The sequence below is a fragment of the uncultured Faecalibacterium sp. genome, from assembly GCF_900066275.1.
In the GTDB taxonomy this organism is placed as follows: Bacteria; Bacillota; Clostridia; order Oscillospirales; family Ruminococcaceae; genus Faecalibacterium; species Faecalibacterium taiwanense.
The window spans coordinates 44,488-62,744 of record NZ_FMFG01000002.1; the positions used below are offsets into that span (position 1 = coordinate 44,488).

At 56.5% G+C, this 18,257-nt stretch carries 16 protein-coding genes; 11 read left to right on the forward strand and 5 right to left on the reverse strand.

Annotated elements, in window-relative coordinates:
* The first annotated feature begins 145 nt into the window (after positions 1-145).
* The 6 genes from tig to nrdR all read left to right on the forward strand — a co-directional run bounded on the left by tig (position 146) and on the right by nrdR (position 8,109).
* Complete coding sequence (gene tig, locus QZL71_RS01105) at positions 146-1,462, forward strand: trigger factor (protein WP_118527348.1); 1,317 nt, start codon at positions 146-148, stop codon at positions 1,460-1,462.
* 146 nt (positions 1,463-1,608) lie between these two features.
* A complete protein-coding gene (gene clpP, locus QZL71_RS01110; RefSeq protein WP_294647389.1) occupies positions 1,609-2,205 on the forward strand; it encodes an ATP-dependent Clp endopeptidase proteolytic subunit ClpP in 597 nt (198 codons plus the stop codon).
* A gap of 41 nt (positions 2,206-2,246) precedes the next feature.
* Positions 2,247-3,569: an ATP-dependent Clp protease ATP-binding subunit ClpX gene (gene clpX / locus QZL71_RS01115; protein ID WP_120020215.1), complete on the forward strand. Its 1,323-nt coding sequence runs from the start codon at positions 2,247-2,249 to the stop codon at positions 3,567-3,569.
* Between the two features lie 230 nt (positions 3,570-3,799).
* Positions 3,800-5,083, forward strand: coding sequence for an aminotransferase class I/II-fold pyridoxal phosphate-dependent enzyme (locus QZL71_RS01120; RefSeq protein ID WP_223387563.1), 1,284 nt, complete (start codon positions 3,800-3,802; stop codon positions 5,081-5,083).
* Between the two features lie 180 nt (positions 5,084-5,263).
* Positions 5,264-7,600 carry a protein translocase subunit SecF gene (gene secF / locus QZL71_RS01125; RefSeq protein WP_294647391.1) on the forward strand — a complete coding sequence of 779 codons (2,337 nt, stop codon included), beginning with the start codon at positions 5,264-5,266 and terminating at the stop codon, positions 7,598-7,600.
* Positions 7,601-7,638: 38 nt separating this feature from the next.
* A complete protein-coding gene (gene nrdR / locus QZL71_RS01130) occupies positions 7,639-8,109 on the forward strand; it encodes a transcriptional regulator NrdR (protein ID WP_044953681.1) in 471 nt (156 codons plus the stop codon).
* A gap of 52 nt (positions 8,110-8,161) precedes the next feature.
* Here nrdR and QZL71_RS01135 read toward each other — a convergent pair whose 3' ends face one another.
* Complete coding sequence (locus QZL71_RS01135) at positions 8,162-8,530, reverse strand: DUF4363 family protein (protein WP_005941949.1); 369 nt, start codon at positions 8,528-8,530, stop codon at positions 8,162-8,164.
* Positions 8,531-8,539: 9 nt separating this feature from the next.
* The gene (locus QZL71_RS01140) at positions 8,540-9,232 is read right to left on the reverse strand and encodes a DUF421 domain-containing protein (RefSeq protein ID WP_294647392.1); all 693 of its coding nucleotides are present in this window, start codon (positions 9,230-9,232) and stop codon (positions 8,540-8,542) included.
* A 78-nt stretch (positions 9,233-9,310) separates the two neighbouring features.
* On the opposite strand from QZL71_RS01140, the gene QZL71_RS01145 reads away from it, so the two are divergent.
* Genes QZL71_RS01145 through QZL71_RS01155 form a run of 3 tightly spaced genes read left to right on the forward strand, consistent with a single transcriptional unit; the run spans position 9,311 to position 12,536 of the window.
* A complete protein-coding gene (locus QZL71_RS01145; RefSeq protein ID WP_294647394.1) occupies positions 9,311-10,771 on the forward strand; it encodes a spore germination protein in 1,461 nt (486 codons plus the stop codon).
* The gene (locus tag QZL71_RS01150; RefSeq protein ID WP_294647396.1) at positions 10,768-11,568 is read left to right on the forward strand and encodes a hypothetical protein; all 801 of its coding nucleotides are present in this window, start codon (positions 10,768-10,770) and stop codon (positions 11,566-11,568) included. Before QZL71_RS01145 ends, QZL71_RS01150 begins: the two co-directional genes overlap by 4 nt.
* On the forward strand, positions 11,565-12,536 hold the full coding sequence (locus QZL71_RS01155; RefSeq protein WP_294647398.1) for a hypothetical protein: 972 nt from the start codon (positions 11,565-11,567) through the stop codon (positions 12,534-12,536). Before QZL71_RS01150 ends, QZL71_RS01155 begins: the two co-directional genes overlap by 4 nt.
* 1 nt (position 12,537) lies before the next feature.
* On the opposite strand, the gene QZL71_RS01160 is transcribed toward QZL71_RS01155, so the two are convergent.
* Genes QZL71_RS01160 through QZL71_RS01170 form a run of 3 tightly spaced genes read right to left on the reverse strand, consistent with a single transcriptional unit; the run spans position 12,538 to position 16,357 of the window.
* Positions 12,538-13,887: a sensor histidine kinase gene (locus QZL71_RS01160; protein ID WP_294647399.1), complete on the reverse strand. Its 1,350-nt coding sequence runs from the start codon at positions 13,885-13,887 to the stop codon at positions 12,538-12,540.
* On the reverse strand, positions 13,884-14,573 hold the full coding sequence (locus QZL71_RS01165; RefSeq protein ID WP_097775630.1) for a response regulator transcription factor: 690 nt from the start codon (positions 14,571-14,573) through the stop codon (positions 13,884-13,886). The genes QZL71_RS01160 and QZL71_RS01165 overlap by 4 nt, the downstream gene beginning before the upstream one ends.
* A complete protein-coding gene (locus tag QZL71_RS01170; protein ID WP_294647401.1) occupies positions 14,570-16,357 on the reverse strand; it encodes a Na/Pi cotransporter family protein in 1,788 nt (595 codons plus the stop codon). The genes QZL71_RS01165 and QZL71_RS01170 overlap by 4 nt, the downstream gene beginning before the upstream one ends.
* 297 nt (positions 16,358-16,654) lie before the next feature.
* Between QZL71_RS01170 and hprK the strand changes: the two genes are divergently transcribed.
* A complete protein-coding gene (gene hprK / locus QZL71_RS01175; protein WP_120079314.1) occupies positions 16,655-17,590 on the forward strand; it encodes an HPr(Ser) kinase/phosphatase in 936 nt (311 codons plus the stop codon).
* A gap of 28 nt (positions 17,591-17,618) precedes the next feature.
* Positions 17,619-18,257, forward strand: a 639-nt coding sequence (gene murB, locus QZL71_RS01180) for a UDP-N-acetylmuramate dehydrogenase (RefSeq protein WP_294647403.1), incomplete at its 3' end; no start/stop codon positions are given.

The following is an 18,257-nucleotide window of genomic DNA, read 5'->3' on the forward strand; positions in this document are numbered from 1 at the left end:
GTTTTTGACGCGATTGTTGCACCCAATTGAGCGCGCGCGTCCCCGCATATTGCAAAAGCAAGTTCATCCAGGACGCAGTGCGCGGTTGCAAAGGGCAAAAACTTCCTGCCCTGCGCAATAGAATTTTTGAGTGGAGGAAAAACAAATGAATTTCATCAAGTGTGAAAAGCTCGAGAAGAGCATGGCAGAACTGCAGTTCTCCATCGACGCAGAGGCTTTCAAGAAGGCTGTTGCCGATGTTTTCAAGAAGGAAGGCAAGAAGTACGCTGTTCCCGGCTTCCGTAAGGGCAAGGCTCCCCGCGCTCTGATCGAGAAGATGTACGGCGCTGATGTCTTTACCTATGATGCCATCAATGAGCTGTTCCCCGAGGCTTTTGAGGCTGCTGTTAAGGAAGCTGGCGTTGAGCCGGTCGGTCGTCCGGAGGTCACTGTTGACTCTGCTGATGAGACCAACGGTGTCACCCTGACCGTCAAGGTCGCTGTCAAGCCCGAAGTCAAGGTTGGCAGCTACAATGGTCTGACGGTTGAAAAGACTGTCCATACTGTTTCTGACGAGGCTGTTGAAGCTGAGCTGAAGCGTGTGCAGGAGCGCAATGCCCGTGAGCTGACCCGTGAGGGCGCTGCTGAGAACGGCGACATCGCTGATATCGACTTCGAGGGCTTCGTCGATGGCGTGGCTTTCGAGGGCGGCAAGGCTGAGCACTACAGCCTGACTCTGGGCAGCGGCAGCTTCATCCCCGGCTTTGAGGATCAGATCGTGGGCCACTCCGCTGGCGAAGAGTTCGACGTGAACGTTACCTTCCCCACCGAGTATCAGGCTGCCGAACTGGCTGGCAAGGCTGCTGTGTTCAAGATCAAGCTGCACGAAGTGAAGTACAAGGAGCTGCCTGCTCTGGATGACGAGCTGGCTAAGGATTGCTCTGAGTACGACACTCTGGACGAGTTCAAGGCTTCCATCCGCAAGAACAATCAGGAGCAGCTGGACAAGCAGGACGATCTGGCTGTTGAGAACGCTCTGGTGGATCAGGTCATCGAGAGCATGGAGGGTGAGATCCCCCAGGCAATGTATGATGCCCGCATGGACGAGATGGTCAACGACTTTGCATTCCGCGTGGAGCAGCAGGGCCTGCGCCTCGAGGACTACCTGAAGTATATGGGCCAGACTATGGAGCAGTTCCGCGCTTCCTTCATGCCGCAGGCTGAGAAACAGGTCAAGATCCGTCTGGCTCTGGAGGCTGTTGCTGCTGCTGAGAACATCGAGGCTTCCGAGGAGGAAGTTTCCGCTGAGATCAAGCGCATCGCTGACCAGTATAAGATGGAAGAGGACAAGGTTCGTGAGCTGGTCAATGTTGACGACCTGAAGAAGGATCTGGCCATCAACAAGGCCATCGACTTCATCAAGAGCCACGCAAACATCGTGGAGAAGGCTGCTGAGGAAGAGAAGGCTGCAGACGCTGAGTAATCAGTTCCTGTGTTCCTTTGAAGCGGGCAGTATGCTGCACGGTTTCAATCAAAGGTTGTAAAAATTGACCGATACGGCAGAACCGGCAGGGAAACCGTATCGGTCAATTTTGCAAATACTATATTCCATTTCAGGAGGCGAACTTTATGAGTTTTGTTCCTTACGTTGTGGAACAGTCGTCCCATGGCGAGCGTTCCTATGATATTTTCTCCCGTCTTTTGAACGATCGCATCATCGTTCTGAGCGAGGATGTCAACGATACCTCCGCCAGCCTTGTTGTGGCACAGCTGCTGTATCTGGAAGGGCAGGACCCGGACAAGGACATCAGCCTGTATATCAACAGCCCCGGCGGCTCCATCAGCGCCGGCATGGCTATCCACGATACCATGCAGTATATCAAGTGCGATGTTTCCACCATCTGCATGGGCATGGCAGCTTCCATGGGTGCCTTCCTGCTGGCAAGCGGCACCAAGGGGAAGCGTTTTGCACTGCCCAACTCGGAAATTCTGATCCATCAGCCGCTGATCGGCGGGCAGGGTGGCGGCCTTTCCGGCCAGACCACCGATATCAAGATCCATGCCGAGCACATGGTGTATATCCGCGATAAGATGAACCACATGCTCAGCGAGTACACCGGTCAGCCGCTGGAAAAGATCCAGCTGGATACCGAGCGCGACAACTATATGTCCGCACTGCAGGCAAAGGAATACGGCCTGATCGATGAGGTCATTGCCCACCGCTGAGCCGCCGACATTTAATTTACCCAGGATAAGGAAAAACAGCTATGGCAAATAACAATTCCGGCAGAGACAAAAACGAAAAGGATCTGGTCTGCAGCTTCTGCGGAAAGCATCAGGACGAAGTGGAGCGTATGATCATCGGCCCCGGTGTCAATATCTGCAGCGAATGCATCGGCCTGTGCCACGACCTGCTTTCCGACAAGCCGGATCAGCCCAAAAGCGCCCGACCGGCCCGCGGTGCAAACCGTGCACACATCCAGCCTGCGGACGATCTGGATATCAACATCCTGACCCCGGCCGAGATCAAGGAAGGTCTGGATCAGTACGTGATCGGTCAGGACGAGGCAAAGCGTGTGCTGGCCGTCTCGGTCTACAACCACTACAAGCGCATCCTCAGCGGCAAGGGCAGCGATGTGGAGCTGCAGAAGTCCAACGTGCTGCTGCTGGGTCCTTCCGGCGTGGGCAAGACCCTGCTGGCACAGACTCTGGCAAAAATGCTGGGCGTTCCCTTCGCCATTGCCGATGCCACCACCCTGACCGAAGCCGGTTATGTGGGCGAGGATGTGGAGAACATTCTGCTCAAGTTGATCCAAGCAGCGGATTTTGATGTGCAGAAGGCACAGATCGGTATTATCTATATCGACGAGATCGACAAGATCACCCGCAAGAGTGAGAACCCCTCCATCACCCGCGATGTGGGCGGCGAGGGCGTGCAGCAGGCCCTGCTGAAGATTTTGGAGGGCACTGTGAGCAATGTTCCTCCGCAGGGCGGCCGCAAGCACCCGCAGCAGGAGTTCATCCAGATCGACACCACCAACATCCTGTTCATCTGCGGCGGTGCATTTGATGGCTTGGATAAGTATATCCTGCGCCGCACCGATAAGTCCGCACTGGGCTTCGGCAGCAGCCTGAAGGATAATTCCAGCGAAGCGGAGAAGGCTCTGCTGCGCAAGGTGGAACCCCACGATCTGGTCAAGTTCGGCCTGATCCCGGAACTGATCGGCCGTCTGCCGGTCATTACCGTGCTGGACGATCTGGACGAGGACGCTCTGGTTCGCGTACTCAAGGAGCCGCGCAACAGCCTTGTGAAGCAGTATAAGGAACTTCTGAGCATGGATAATGTGGAACTGAACTTCACTGATGAAGCACTCCACGCCATTGCCCGCAAGACGATCGAGCGCAAGACCGGTGCCCGCGGCCTGCGCAGCGTGATGGAAAGCATTCTGCTGCCCATCATGTACGAGGTGCCCACCGATACTACCATCATCCGCGTAACTGTGGATGAAGATACCGTGGAAGGCGGCGAAGCACATCTGGAATACGGCGCGGTGCGCAAGCGCTATAAAAATCAGGTCGCTCTGAGCTGACGCTTTTAGCGTACAGCAGGGGAGCAAAGACCCGGCATTCAAGCTCTGTTTCAAAAGCTTTTTGCTTTTGGCAGGGCTTTTTGCTTTATTATTCTTGTTTCCGAGGGCAAAATGTACTATAATATTAAGGTCTGGAATGGCATGGGGAACGCTCCCTGGCAGGAATGCTCCGCAAAATGCCGCTCTGGCGCTATGGGTAACAGGAAGTACGATAAAGGAGTGTGTTTTCAATGGCAAATTATCTTGCAATGAATCGTGATGAACTCACTGCCGAAAAGGCAGCGCTTGAGGCAAAGTACAAAGAATTTCAGGCCAAGGGCCTCAAGCTGAATATGGCCCGCGGCAAGCCCGGCCCTCACCAGATGGATCTGGCTATGGACCTGCTGAAGATGAATGACTATACCACCGATGCTGGCACGGATGCCCGCAACTATGGCGAGCTGGAAGGCCTGCAGGAGGCCCGCGTGCTGTTTGCGGATGTCTTTGGCGTAAAGCCGGAGGAAGTGTTCGTGGGCGGCAACTCCAGCCTGCAGCTGATGTATAACCTCGTCAATATCGGCTATGTGTTCGGTTTCCCGGAGTCTCCGTGCCCCTGGTCTCAGGTGGAGAAGCGCAAGTTCCTCTGCCCGGTGCCCGGCTATGACCGTCACTTTGCTATTACCGAGGAGTTTGGCTTTGAGCTGGTCAGCGTGCCTATGACCCCCAATGGCCCGGATATGGACATTGTGGAAAAGCTGGTGGCCGAGGATCCTGACATCAAGGGCATCTGGTGTGTGCCGCAGTATTCCAACCCCGATGGCTACACCTACAGCGATGAGACCATCGAGCGTTTTGCCAAGATGAAGACCGCTGCGCCTGATTTCAAAATCTTCTGGGATGAAGCCTATATCGTCCATCACCTGACCGATGAGATCATCGAGACTCCGGTGCTGCTGAACGAGAGCAAGAAGTACGGCAACGAAAACCGTGTGTTCATGTTCACTTCCACCAGCAAGATCACCTTCCCGGGCGCAGGTGTCTCTGCCATTGCCTGCAGCGAGAGCAGCATGAAGTATATCTGCAAGCGCTTCTCGGTCATGATCATCAGCTACGACAAGATGAACCAGCTGCGCCACGTCCGCTTCCTGAAGAACAAAGAAGGTGTGCTGGCCCACATGGCAAAGCACCGTCGTCGTCTGGTGCCCTGCTTTGATGCCGTCAAGACCGCATTCAAGAACAACCTCATCCCCTGCGGGGATATTGCCCACTGGACGGACCCCAAGGGCGGCTACTTCATCAGCCTGTATGTGATGCCCGGCTGTGCAAAGCGCGTGGCGGGTCTGTGCAAGGATGCGGGCCTGACCCTGACCGGTGCCGGTTCTGCATATCCCTATCACAAGGACCCCGAGGATTCTCACCTGCGCATTGCGCCCACCTATCCCAGTCTGGACGAGGTGGAAACCGCTTCCGAACTGCTGTGCATCTGTGTGCGTCTGGCTGTGGCAGAAAAACTGCTGGCTGACAAGGCAGACTAACATTTTTTGATTTTATCTCCTCTGTGCGGCCCGTCTGGGCCGTCAGGGGAGTTTTGTCGCAAGAAAGCCGGCACGACGGCCCCCTTGCGGAAATGATAAGGCCCGCCGGAGCAGGCGGTCCGCACTAGAATACGGGCGGCAGCTGCAAGAACTGCTGCTTTTGGAGGTTCCCTGAATTTTATGAAAACAAAAGGAAAAGCATGGCATCTGATCGCCACAGTGCTGTTGATCGTGGTATTTGTGTATACTGCGTTCTTCGGTGTGTATGCCAAGTATGGCGATACGACCACGACCTATATCAAAGGTGCAAAGGATATCCGCTTCGGTGTGGATATTAAGGGCGGTGTCAACGTCACCTTTGTGCCGTCGGATGGCTACGATGCTACCGAAGAACAGCTGGAAGCAGCCCAGCTCGTCATTGAGAACCGTCTCGTGGCGCTGAACGTGACCGACTATGAGCTGTATGTGGACAACAATTCCGACAGCCTGATCCTGGAATTCCCGTGGCAGTCCGGTGAGACAGATTTTGACCCGGAAGCGGCGATCGATGAGATCGGCACCACTGCCTATCTGACCTTCCGCGAGGGAAGCAGTGCGGACGGTGAGCTGATCCTGGACGGCTCCATGATCGAGAGCGCCGCAGCTCAGTATGGCCCCGTCAGTAATGGCGGTGCTTCGGAATATTTCGTCTCCTTGAAGTTCACCGATGACGGTGCCAAGGCATTTGGCGATGCTACCACAAAGCTGGCTGCATCGGGCGGCACCATCAGCATCTGGCTGGACGATGAAAACGTGAGCACGGCCACGGTCAACACCGCTATTACCGATGGCTCTGCCATCATTACAAGCTCGGCTTCCAATCCTTTCACGCAGGAGCAGGTCGTCAAGATGGCCCGCCAGATCAACTCCGGCGCACTGCCCTTTGCACTGACGGTGGACAGCTATTCCACCGTCAGCCCCAGTCTGGGCGAGAACAGCCTGAGCGCCATGGTTCTGGCCGGCCTGATCGCCTTTGCACTGATCGTGGTGTTCATGACGATGCTGTACCGTCTGCCGGGCTTCCTTGCATGTATTGCACTGGCTGGTCAGGTGGCAGCAACGCTGGCGTTCGTTTCCGGCTACTTCCCGGTGTTTGAAAGCTTTACCATGACCCTGCCCGGCATCGCAGGCATCATCCTTGCCATCGGCATGGGCGTGGATGCCAATGTTATCACGGCAGAACGCATCAAGGAAGAGCTGAAAAACGGCAAGTCTCTGGATGGCGCGCTCAAGAGCGGTTTTGCCCGCGGCCTGACCCCCATCGTTGACGGCAACGTGACCATCGTCATCGTGGCCATCGTGCTGATGGGTGCCTTTGGCCCCTCGGACGGCATGTTTGCAAAGGCACTCCACTTTGTGTTCTTTGCCTTTGGTCCCTCCACCGCAGGCACTATTTATGCCTTCGGTTACACGCTGCTCACCGGCGTGCTGCTGAACTTTGTGTTCGGCGTGTTCGCAACCCGTGTGATGATCCGCGGTGCGGCATCCATCAAGGCTCTGCGCAACCCTTGGCTCTACGGTGCAGAAAAGCCCGGCAAGGAAAAAACCGAGAAGAAGCCCATCGACTTTGTGGTCCTGCGCAAGCGCTTCCTGACGATCTCCTCCTGCCTGATGGCAGCCATCGTGCTGTGCGCTGTGGTTTTGGGTGTCCATCTGGATACCGAGTTCACCGGCGGTGCCATGATCACCCTGAGCTACGAGGGCAGCTTTACCATGTCGGATGTGCAGAAGGTTGCATCCTCTGCATTGGAGAATAACGGCCTGACCCTGCAGACCGGCGAGAATGTTGCTACCGGTGGCCAGACCCTGAAAATCTCGATGCCCGGTACCGAAACAGTGACTACCGAGCAGGTGGCCAAGCTGCTGGACAGCCTGAACGAAAGCTGCCCGGACAACAATTTTGAACAGCTGTCGCTGAGCAACGTCAGCGCTGCCATGGGCACCAAGTTCCTGCAGAAGAGTCTGGTTGCCGTGGTGTTTGCACTGATGCTGATTCTGCTGTACATCGCCCTGCGCTTCAAGAACATCGGCGGCCTGACCGGCGGCATGATGGCAGTGCTGGCGCTTGTGAACGACCTGATGGTGGTGTTTGGCACCTTCGTGCTGCTGCGCACTGCGCTGGATGGCAACTTCATTGCCGCCATGCTTACCATCCTTGGCTACTCCATCAACGATACCGTTGTGGTCTACGACCGTATCCGCGAGAACCGCACCCTGATGGGCAAAAAGGCATCCTTTGAAGAGCTGGTGAACCATTCGGTGAACCAGTCCGCCCGCCGCACCCTGATCACCACCATTACCACGGTGATGGCGCTGGGCGTTATGTGCATCGTGGCAAAGCTGTATGGTCTGGACAGCATCTTTACCTTTGCGTTCCCGCTGATGATGGGCATGATCAGCGGCGTGTACACTTCGCTGTGCGTTTCCACCTCTGCGTGGGTGCTGTGGAGTGAGCGCAAGCCCAAGACCAAAGCCTAAAAACACAGCCCGGTCAGACCGGACAGGAGGAACAGAACATGAAGTGTCCCTATTGCGGAGCCGAGGAATCCAAAGTGATCGATTCCCGCCCCACCGAAGACAGTGAGCGCATCCGCCGCCGCCGCGAATGCCTGAGCTGCCATATGCGCTTTACGACCTATGAGGTCGTGGAGACTGTTCCGCTTGTGGTCATCAAAAAGGACAGCTCCCGTGAGCCGTTCGACCGGCAGAAGCTGCTCAACGCCATGGTGCGTGCCTGCGCCAAGCGGCCAGTCAGCTACGAATCGCTGGAGCGTGCGGTAAGCAGCATTGAGCAGACGCTGCTCAGCTCCTACGACCGTGAGATCCCCAGCGTGCGCATCGGTGAGCTGACCATGCAGGAACTGAAAAAGATCGACGAAGTGGCATATGTTCGCTTTGCATCGGTCTACCGTCAGTTTGCAGACGTGGAAAGTTTTTTCAATGAGCTGAAAAAGCTGATGGGCGACCGCAAGGAACCACAGAAATAATTTGCATCAGACCACCGGCTTTCGCCCAATGGGGCAGGGCCGGTGGTTTTGTTTATACCAGCCGGTGCGAGAGCCATTCCAGTGTTTCCACCTGTACCTGTGCGCGGCGCAGCTCACCAAAGGCTTCCTCTGGGGCACCCATTTCCAGGTGTCCGTCCGCCGCCCGCAGCGCAGCTTCCAGCTCGGTAAAATCTGCTGTGCGCAGCAGGTGGTTCATTTTGGTGCGCATTTGGTCGCACCGGTCGGCACCATCAGCAAGCGCCTGCCGGGCGGCAGGGTAGTCGGCATTGCGGATGGCTTCGGCGGCGGTGTCAAGGTCTGCCGAGATCACATCCGCAAAGCTCTGCACCTTCCAGCTGCTGTAAAAGGCCACGCTCAGCAGTACGGCCACAATGGCGATACATGCATAGATCCGCTTCATCCGCTCACCTCAATGGGAGCCGCCGGCACGGCGGTTCTCTTTTTTTAGCAAAAAATAATCCTCGGTCTCGTTGCCGATCAGCAGCAAAATTTCTTCCGGCAGCAGGGTGTTGGCCTGCGCCGTGCGTTCCAGCCACGCGCGGTCCTTGCCGCACCAGCGCAGGTTGTCTTCCAGCACCTGTCCGTCCAGCACAAAGGGAATGGTGGCGTTGGTATGGGTCACCTTCAGCTGCAGGTCAGCAAGACGGGCTGGCTCTTTTTCTGGCCGCAGTGCTGCCGAAAGGGTGCCGTTCGTCTCGATCACCGCGTAGGAGACCTCCCGTGGGTCAAAAATATTTTTACCGCGCAGCGCTTCCATCAGGTCAGCTGTGGTCAGCCGTAGCATCCGCAATGCATTCTGATCGATCTGCCCGTCCAAGATCACCGTCTTTGGTCTGCCGGAAAGAAAGTTGAAGAATTTCTGGCTGCGGAAGCTCAGCACGGAGCCCAGCAGTTCCAGCGCTGCAATGAGAAACAGCGGGATCAGGCTGGATGTGATGGGCACCTCTTCCGATTCAATGGAGATGGATGCCAGATTGGAAATGAGAATGGTAGACACCAGTTCTTCGGGCTGCAGTTCGCCCAGCTGGCGCTTGCCCATCAGCCGCATGGCAAACAGAACGCACAGATAAATGATGATAGTGCGGCAGATCAGAAGCTTCAAGTAACAAGACCTCCTGTCGTTTCTGGCGGAATGGATGCCGCTGCAGCCGGGCATACTGCTGTGCAAAGGAGTGGTTGGATGCGGCAGTTATCACAGAGCCTTGCGGCAAATCTTGCGGTGCTGGACAAAATGTTTGGCACCTCTGCGGATTATTATGCCAAGGAGATCACGATTTATCATTGCAGGGGAAGCATCCTGCTGTTTGACGGCATGGCAAGCTTGGATTCTTTGTGGGAGCTTTTACTGGATGCGGCCAGCCGTCAGGCACCGCCGCAGCAGGCAGGCCAGCGTTGCACCGGGCCGCAGGTCTTTGAGCTGATCCTGCACGGCTCAGCCTTTCCGGCAGAAAGTGAGCCGGTAACAGATCTGGCTGATCTGATCAAACGAATGACGGCAGGCATGGCGGTCTTACTGCTGGACGGCTGCGCAAAGGGCATTGCCTTCTCAGTGCAGGGACTGAAGTTCCGCTCGGTAGACGAGCCTTCCGGGGAGGGCAATCTGCGCGGCTCCCGCGAAGGCTTTGCCGACCTGCTGCGGGTCAATCTGAGCCTGCTGCGGCGGCTCATCCGTACCGAACATCTGGTGCAGGAGGTGGCGCAGGCCGATACCGAAATGCAAACGGAATACGCCATCTGCTACTGCAAAAACAGGGCGGACTCCGCCATGGTGATCCGTGTGCGCAAAGCGCTTGCCGCTGCAAAGCCGGAGCTTTTGCTGGATTCCAGTTACTTTGTGCCGTGGCTTCTGCCGGGCAAGGCGCGGCTGTTCACGCCGGTAAGCTACACCGAGCGGCCTGCCGTGGCGGCGGCAAAGATCTGTGAGGGCAAGATCGTGGTGCTGGTCAACGGAAGTCCCTCTGCCATGGTGCTTCCGGCTCTTTTCTGCGAAAATTTTGAGTGCTTGGACGATTATGCATCCACCGCCGTGTTTTCCTCTTTTCTGCGCATCCTCAAATATGTTTCGTTCTACCTCACAGTATTTCTGCCGGGTGTGTTCGTCTGTCTGGCGGTTTACCTGCCGGAGCTGATTCCACCGCAGCTTCTGTACAAGATCGAAGCGGCGGAGAAGGCCACACCGCTGCCGCTGTTTGCGGAAATGCTGCTGGTCATACTCATTTTGGAGGTCATCCGGGAAGCAGGTCTGCGGATGCCGCAGTCGCTGGGGCATTCGGTCAGTCTGGTGTCCGCGTTGATCATCGGCGATGCTGCCATTGCCACCGGGCTTATGAGCACGCCGGTGATCTTTGTGGCAAGCATCACGGCCATCGCGGTGTTCGTCACGCCCTCTTTGTACGAGCCTGCTACGCTGCTGCGTCTGGGTGTGGTGCTGGCTGCAGGTCTTGCCGGGCCGGTGGGCCTTGCGGGGGCTTTTTTTGCAGTTCTGCTCAGTCTTTCCGGCACAGCCTGCCTGCAGGTGCCATATCTGGCGGCGCATCCGTTCCCGCAGCGGCCCATGGAAGAGGATGGCATCATCCGCCGCAACTACCGCCGCCTTTCAGCGCACGACTTTAATATCTGGCAGAAACGGGAGGGAAAATGATGCAAAAACAGAAAGGCTTTTCTGCTCCCGTGCTGGCACTGAGCGTGTGGACAGCTGCGCTGGCAGAAGAAATGCAGACCGGTATCTCTCCGCGTGGGATGATCATTCATGGGGCGGTTCAGGCTCTTTTGCTCACATGCATCAGTGGGGTGTTCTCTGCCTGCTGGCAGCGGGCAGCCATGCAGGGGGTCTGGCTGTTTTCCGCAGGAGCATGGTTTCTGGCAGAGTTGTTTGGAACCGTAATGCAGGCCCAGAACATCTGCCAGCAGGAGTTCCGCTCCATGGCGCTGATCGGCCTGCTGCCGCTTTTGCTCTGGGCAGGGTGGTGTATTCCGCCTTCCGGCTGGGATGCTCCGGCACGGGTGCTATGGTGGTTCGTGCTGCTGGGTGGGCTGGTCTGTCTGACAGGGCTTGCCGGGCAGATGGACTGGGCGCACCTGCTGACGGCAGATGCTGTGCAACTGGCCCGCTGGCCGCGTGTTCCGCTGTATGCGGAGTATTTGTTCTGGCCGCTTCTTGCAGGTTATGAAGAGCCGCGCAGCATGTCTTGGCTGCCATGGCTCACCTTTCTGGCACAGGCGGGTCTTACTGCCGGGATGTGCCTCGTATTTGGCGCAGCGGATTACCCGGAACAGGAACTGCTGCGGGCATGGAGTGCAGATGTTTTCTCCCGCATGGATGCGCTGCTTTTGCTCATCTGGCTCACCTGCGCGATCTTCCGCACCGGCTTTCTCTGCGCGGCAGTGCGTACCGTGTGGCAGCGCGCGGTGCAGTGCGGGAAAGGAGCGGCAAAATGAAGCAGAAGAAACTGCGCTCTCTCAGTGCGATGCTTTTGATCGGGTGGTGCCTGATTTTTCTGCGCTGCGAGACCACCGAAAAAAGCATGGTTCGTGCGCTGTATCTTGCTCAGAAGGAACAGTCCATCACCGTAGGGCTGCTGTATCAGGCTCCGGAAGCTGCCGCCGATGCATCCGAGGCTTCTGGGGCTGTGCAGCTGCAGTTGGCGCAGGCGGACACGCTGGCAAAAGCGCTGGCGGCGGCGCAAAAGCAACTGCCGCAAAAAGCGGATTACCGCCTGTGCGATTATCTGCTGATCGATCAAGATGCATCGGCAGAGCTGCTTGCAGCGTATGAGCGTACGGTGCTGGAAAACAGGCAGGGCAGGGTATCGGCAAAAGTTTCTGTGCTGGAAATGGACGATGGATTTTTGGAGGAACTTCCAGCGGAAAAGCAGGAATTTCCGAACAAACTGCTTGAGCAGCTCAAGCAGTGCGCAGACCAGATGCCGAGGCTTTACCAGTATCAGGACGGAATGCTTCTGCCGCAGCTGCGGGCAGAGAAACAGGAAGTGGCACTTGCAGATACAAGCATCCTCTGGCGAGTGGAAAACAGCATTGAGCTGGAGGCCCGGCAGGCGGAAACAGCGCGGCTTTTGATGAAAATGGGCGGCGTGCATACTTTCTGGCTGGAAGGTGAGCCGGTAACGGTCCGCCGATGCAGCGTGTCTGTCACCCTGCGGGAAGAAACTGCCAGTCTGCGGCTGGACTGTCAGCGCAGCTATGATACGCCGCAGCCCAGCGCCGCACAGTGCAAACAGCTGGCAGAACTGTGCACGCAGACGGTGCAGTCTTTCTGGCAGCAGGGCATCGACCTTGTGCATCTGCAGCAGCGCAGTGCATTGCAGAACGGTGTGGGCAGAGAAAAGATCACAATAAAAAACGCCTGCCCGCAATTGCAGGCAGACGTGAGATTTTTACCGATGTGATTCAGTTGGCAGTGGGGAAGGTGACAGTAATGGTAGTGCCCACATCCACCTGACTTTCCAGCTTGATGCGTGCGTTGTGGATGCGTGCGATATGCTTGACGATGGCAAGGCCCAGACCGGTACCGCCGGTAGCCTTGCTGCGGCTCTTATCCACACGATAGAAGCGCTCAAATACGCTGGACTGTGCTTCTTTCGGGATGCCGATGCCGTTATCGGCCACAGTCAGGGTGCAGTGTCCGTCGCGGCTGCAGGCTGTGGTGATCTGTACCTTACCGCCGGGACGATTATAACGGATCGCATTATCGCACAGGTTCTGGCATAGCTCGTCCAGCAGGGCACGGTTGCCGTGCACAAGAGCACTTTCGCCCAGACAGTTCAGCGAGATGTAAGCCCGGCGGGCATTCAGCTTCTGGCGCTCTACGCAGTCCTTGGCAACGGTAAGCAGATCCACTGTCTCCATCTCTGGCTCAGAACCGGCTTCGCTGGCGTTGTCCAGACTGGAAAGCTGCAGGATATCGTTCACCAGCTGGATCATACGGCTGGCCTCCACATGGATCTTCTGGGCAAAGCCCGGCACATCCTCAGGCTTTGCAATGCCGGTCTCGATCAGCTCCGCATAGCCGGAAATACTGGTCAGCGGGGTCTTCAGCTCATGGCTGACATTGGCAGTAAACTCCTGCCGCATCTTTTCATTGTTCTCACGGAGGATGCGGTCAGAGTGGATGCTTTCGGCAAAGGGGACAAGCTCCTTATAGGGAACATTGTCCTGAATATGATCCAGATCTTCGGTCATGCTCAGCACAGGGAAGACCAATGCACGGGTGAGCAGAGCTGCCAGCACAGCGGCGGCCAGCATGAGTGCAACGCAGCTCAGCACGATGGCAGGCAGGGTCGAATCATAAATAGACCAGACCGTTTCTGCATCCTGTGCCATGCGCAAAATCTCACCGTTGGGTAACAGTACGGCATAGTAATAGGTCTCGTAGCCCATGGTCTGGGAATCGCGGATGTCCCGGCCCACACCTTCGGTCATGGCCTGACGGATCTCCGGGCGGGAGAGATGGTTCTCCATGGGCTGATCGGTAGCAGATTCAAACAGCACGCTGCCGTCCTGCGAGATCAGGGTGATGCGCAGATCATTGGTAACAAAGGACGAAAGCTGCTGCGGGTCCTGCACCAGATCATAACCGGCGCTTACCAGATCGGCTTCCCGCTCAAGGCTGGTCCATGCCTGAGCCGTGAATGCCTTGTGAAAAACAAAGATGCAAAGCGCCGCCGTGAACAGCAGACCAAGGAAGCCCATCAGGAACAGGCGGTAGCTGATCTTTTCTTCCATGCTGCGCAGCTTCATTCTTCACCGGCCTCCTCTTCATCGGTCAGCTTGTAACCCACCTTGCGCACAGTGCAAATGTATTTGCCGGCATCCCCCAGCTTTTTGCGCAGGGTGCGGATATGCATATCCACAGTGCGGCTCTCCACCGAAATGTCGGTGCCCCACACCACCTGCAGAATGGTCTCGCGTGTCACCACCAGATTGGTGTTCTCCAGCAGCAAACGCAGCAGACTGTACTCCTTGTAGGTCAGCTCCACCGGCGTTCCGCTCACAGTCACGTTGTGACGGGCATTGTCCAGCAGGATCTCGTGAAAGCTGAGTACGTTGGGACGTGCTTCCGGAGCCGAGCGGCGCAAGGCGGCGCGCACCCGGCTCAAAAATTCCATGATGCCAAAAGGCTTTGAGATGTAATCATCGGCACCGCAGTCCAGCCCGCGCACGGTGTCCAGCTCACTGGACTTAGCCGTGACCATAATGATGGGCAGCCTGCGCAGGGAAGGGGTGTTGCGCAGCTTTTTCAGGATGGAAAAACCGTCCTCACCGGGCAGCATCACGTCTAAGATCACCAGTTCCGGCTCTGCAGCGTGCATGGCCTGCCAGAACGGCTCAGAGCTTTCAAAGCTGGTCACTTCGTATCCGCTGGACTGCAGGGCATACTGTTCCAGCTCCCGGATGGCGGCATCGTCTTCAACAATATAGATCATTTGTCAAAATCCTCCGCAGATTGATTTTCAGGGAAGAGATAGCGTTCACGGTAACGGTCAAGACGGCGATGGAATTCCTCACTTTCCTTGGTGTCATTGCCGTGACGCAGCTCGTTGAGGTATGCGTGGGTATCAAAGCTGTCCTGTGCAACCTCGATCTGTGCAACGGCTACGTTGCTGCAGTGGTCGCACACACGCTCATAGTTAGTCAGCAGGTCGTCCAGCACAAAGCCATATTCAATGGAGCAGCTGCCGGCCTGCAGGCGGGCAATGTGGTGGGCCTTGATGGCACGTACCAGCTCGTTGACCACGGCTTCCAGCGGTTCCACCTTGCTGGCAAGATGCAGATCACCCTTGCGGAAAGCATCAGTGGTGCGGTTCAGAATATCCTGCACCGCATCCTCCAGCACCTGCAGCTCGTCGCGGGCATCCTGCGAGAACTGGATTTCTTTGGTGTGCATCTCCTCGGCAGATTCCATCAGGTTTACGGAATGGTCGCTGATGCGCTCAAAATCGCTGATGGTGTGCAGCAGGGTATTTACGCTCTGGCTGTCGGCATGGTTCAACTCACGGCTGGAAAGCTTGACGAGATAGGTGCCGAGAGCGTCCTCGTAACGGTCTACCTGCGTCTCTTCCTCGCGGACTTTCTGCGCAAGTATGTCGTTCCAATCATGAGTCAGGCTCATGGCCTGCATCACGCCCACACGGGCAAGCTCTGCCATTTCAGCAGTTGCAGAGCGTGCACGCTCTACGGCCACGGCAGGGGTGTTCAGCAGGCGGTCATCCAGCAGCGCAAAGCTTTCCTTTTCCGGCGAATCCGGAATGGTGAGGATGGCAAGCTTTTCCAGCAGGTTTGCAAAGGGCAGCAGCACCAGCGTTGCCACGATATTGAACACCGAGTGCACCACAGCGATGCCCCATGCCTCGATGGTGGTGTTCACAAAAGCAAAGTGGCAGACCGTATTCAGGCCGTAAAAGCCGACAAGGAAGATGGTCACACCGATGATGTTGAAGTACAGATGGACCATGGCAGCACGGCGTGCATTCTTGTTGGCACCCACAGAGGAGATCAACGCGGTAACGCAGGTGCCGATGTTCTGACCCATGATAATGGGAATGGCACTGCCGTAGGTGATCACGCCGGTGGCGCTCAGCGCCTGCAGAATACCCACGCTGGCGCTGGAGCTCTGGATGATGCCGGTAACAAGGGCACCCACCAGAACGCCCAGAAGGGGGTTGGAAAAGCGGGTGAACAGGCTGGTGAACCATGCCTCGTTCTGCAGGGGCAGGACGGCGTTAGACATGGTGGTCATGCCAGTCATCAGCACGGCAAAGCCGATGAGGATGGTGCCCACGCCTTTTTTCTTCTCACTCTTACACATATACAGCAAAATGCCGATAAATGCAAGCAAAGGACTGAAAGAAGTGGGTTTGAGCAGATTGATGAGGAGGCTGTCGCCCTGCAGGCCGGAAAGGCTCAGGATCCAGCTGGTGACAGTGGTGCCCACATTGCTGCCCATGATCACGCCGATGGCCTGATGCAGCTCCATGATGCCGCTGTTGACAAAGCCGACCACCATGACCGTGGTAGCGCTGGAACTCTGGATCACAGCGGTGACGCACAGGCCAAGGAAAAAGCCTTTAAGGGGGTTGTCAGTCAGCTTGCTCAGGATCTTCTGCAGCTGGCCGCCGGCCTGCTTTTCCAGTGCTTTGCCCATGATGTCCATGCCGAACAGGAACAGGGCAAGACCTCCAAGCAGGGAAAAGACATTGAAGATGGTCATAAAGATTTCCTCACTTTTGTTTGACGTGTTTTTGATGTGTTTCTCCTGATTTTGAGTATACAGATGCAATGTAAAATCCAAAATCGAGGGAATGTAAAATCCGTGTAAAGGTAAGAAAAATGTAAAAAATCAGTACATGGCTGCGCTGCTGCGTGCATTCTTGCCGGGCTGCGAAAAAGCCGCCCGCACAATATTGTTTTTTACCGATCGTTCTATTATAATAATAAGAAGGAATCCTGCACGGTACCTGACAGCAGGCAGGGCTGTGCAGCAAAAGGGAGCACAGGAGGAACAAGAATGGGCACATTCAATGTCTCGCTCAAAACGCTGACCGACCGTGTCAGTATGGAAGTTGTCTATACGCCGAAGGAACTGGATCAGATCTGTGTGGAGATCGCCGAAGTGAACCGCCCGGGTCTGTTTCTGGCGGGCTATTATGATTATTTTGATAAGCTGCGTCTGCAGATCATGGGTCTGGCCGAGATGAACTTTCTGTCCGGCCTTTCACCGGAAAAACGCTACGAGGCGCTGGATCAGCTGTTCCGTCAGCAGCCGCCGGCTGTTATCGTCTGCCGCAGCGAAGAACTGACTCCTTTCCCGGAGATGCAGGAGCTGGCCCAGAAGCATGGTGTTGCACTGCTGCGCTCCAATGAGACCACCTGCACTCTGATGGGCAGCCTGATCAGTGTGCTGAATCTGGAACTGGCACCGCGTATCACCCGCCATGGTGTGCTGGTGGAAGTGTACGGCGAAGGCATCCTGATCCTGGGCGACAGCGGCATTGGCAAAAGCGAGCTTGCCATCGAGCTGGTCAAGCGCGGCCACCGCCTTGTGGCAGATGATGCGGTGGAGCTGCGCAAGGTGTCCAACCGCCAGATCATGGGTACTGCCCCGGAGAATATCCGCCACTTCATTGAGCTGCGCGGCATTGGCATCATCAATGTGGCCCGTGTGTACGGCGTGGGCGCGGTCAAGCTGAGCGAAAGCCTTGACCTTGTGGTTCAGCTGGAAGCATGGGACCCCACTAAGAACTACCAGCGCACCGGTCTGGAAAACGAATACTACGACATTCTGGGCGTCAGCATTCCCAGCACCAGCATTCCGGTTTCACCGGGCCGCAATCTGGCTGTCGTGCTGGAAACTGCAGCCATCAACAACCGCCAGAAGAAGATGGGTTACAACGCAGCGCGTGAACTGCTGATCCGTCTGGGGCTGGACGATAAAATGGATTGATCCCACACCGCAAAAGGAGCAAGTTATCATGGAACGATTCAAGCAGAAACTGCAGGCAGCGGCAATCCCGTTCAGGGAGAACGAACCGCTTGCGGCGCACTGTACCTTTAAAATCGGAGGCCCGGCACAGCTGTTTGTCATGCCGGAAAACGAGCAGCAGCTCTGCAGTGCAGTTGCGCTTTGCAAAGAGCTGGCTGTCCGCTATTACCTGCTGGGCAACGGCAGCAACATCCTGTTTGCGGACGAAGGCTTTTCCGGCGTGGTGATCGATGTTTCGGCACTGGACGCAGAGATCGCGGTGGAAGATACAGTCCTGACCGCAGGCGCAGGTGTCCGCCTTGCGGCACTGTGTAAGGCGGCACTGAAGCATGGCTTGTCCGGGCTGGAATTTGCCTACGGTATCCCCGGCACGGTGGGCGGTGCAGTGTATATGAATGCGGGTGCCTACGGCGGCGAGATGAAGGATGTGCTCACCACAGTGCGGTATCTGGCGGCAGAAGGCGAGGTCAGAGAAGTGCCTGCCGCAGAGCTGGATCTCCGCTATCGCCACAGCATTTTTGAAGAGAACAGCGGCTGCATCCTCTCGGCACAGTTCCATCTGCAGCCCGGAAACGCAGCGGACATCCGTGCAAAAATGGATGAATTGATGGCCAAGCGTGTGGAAAAG

Coding starts and splice junctions, on each gene's coding strand:
- tig (WP_118527348.1), top strand. CDS start 146: ATGAATTTCATCAAGTGTGAAAAGCTCGAGAAGAGCATGGCAGAACTG.
- clpP (WP_294647389.1), top strand. CDS start 1,609: ATGAGTTTTGTTCCTTACGTTGTGGAACAGTCGTCCCATGGCGAGCGT.
- clpX (WP_120020215.1), top strand. CDS start 2,247: ATGGCAAATAACAATTCCGGCAGAGACAAAAACGAAAAGGATCTGGTC.
- QZL71_RS01120 (WP_223387563.1), top strand. CDS start 3,800: ATGGCAAATTATCTTGCAATGAATCGTGATGAACTCACTGCCGAAAAG.
- secF (WP_294647391.1), top strand. CDS start 5,264: ATGAAAACAAAAGGAAAAGCATGGCATCTGATCGCCACAGTGCTGTTG.
- nrdR (WP_044953681.1), top strand. CDS start 7,639: ATGAAGTGTCCCTATTGCGGAGCCGAGGAATCCAAAGTGATCGATTCC.
- QZL71_RS01135 (WP_005941949.1), bottom strand. CDS start 8,530: ATGAAGCGGATCTATGCATGTATCGCCATTGTGGCCGTACTGCTGAGC.
- QZL71_RS01145 (WP_294647394.1), top strand. CDS start 9,311: ATGCGGCAGTTATCACAGAGCCTTGCGGCAAATCTTGCGGTGCTGGAC.
- QZL71_RS01150 (WP_294647396.1), top strand. CDS start 10,768: ATGATGCAAAAACAGAAAGGCTTTTCTGCTCCCGTGCTGGCACTGAGC.
- QZL71_RS01155 (WP_294647398.1), top strand. CDS start 11,565: ATGAAGCAGAAGAAACTGCGCTCTCTCAGTGCGATGCTTTTGATCGGG.
- QZL71_RS01160 (WP_294647399.1), bottom strand. CDS start 13,887: ATGAAGCTGCGCAGCATGGAAGAAAAGATCAGCTACCGCCTGTTCCTG.
- QZL71_RS01165 (WP_097775630.1), bottom strand. CDS start 14,573: ATGATCTATATTGTTGAAGACGATGCCGCCATCCGGGAGCTGGAACAG.
- QZL71_RS01170 (WP_294647401.1), bottom strand. CDS start 16,357: ATGACCATCTTCAATGTCTTTTCCCTGCTTGGAGGTCTTGCCCTGTTC.
- hprK (WP_120079314.1), top strand. CDS start 16,655: ATGGGCACATTCAATGTCTCGCTCAAAACGCTGACCGACCGTGTCAGT.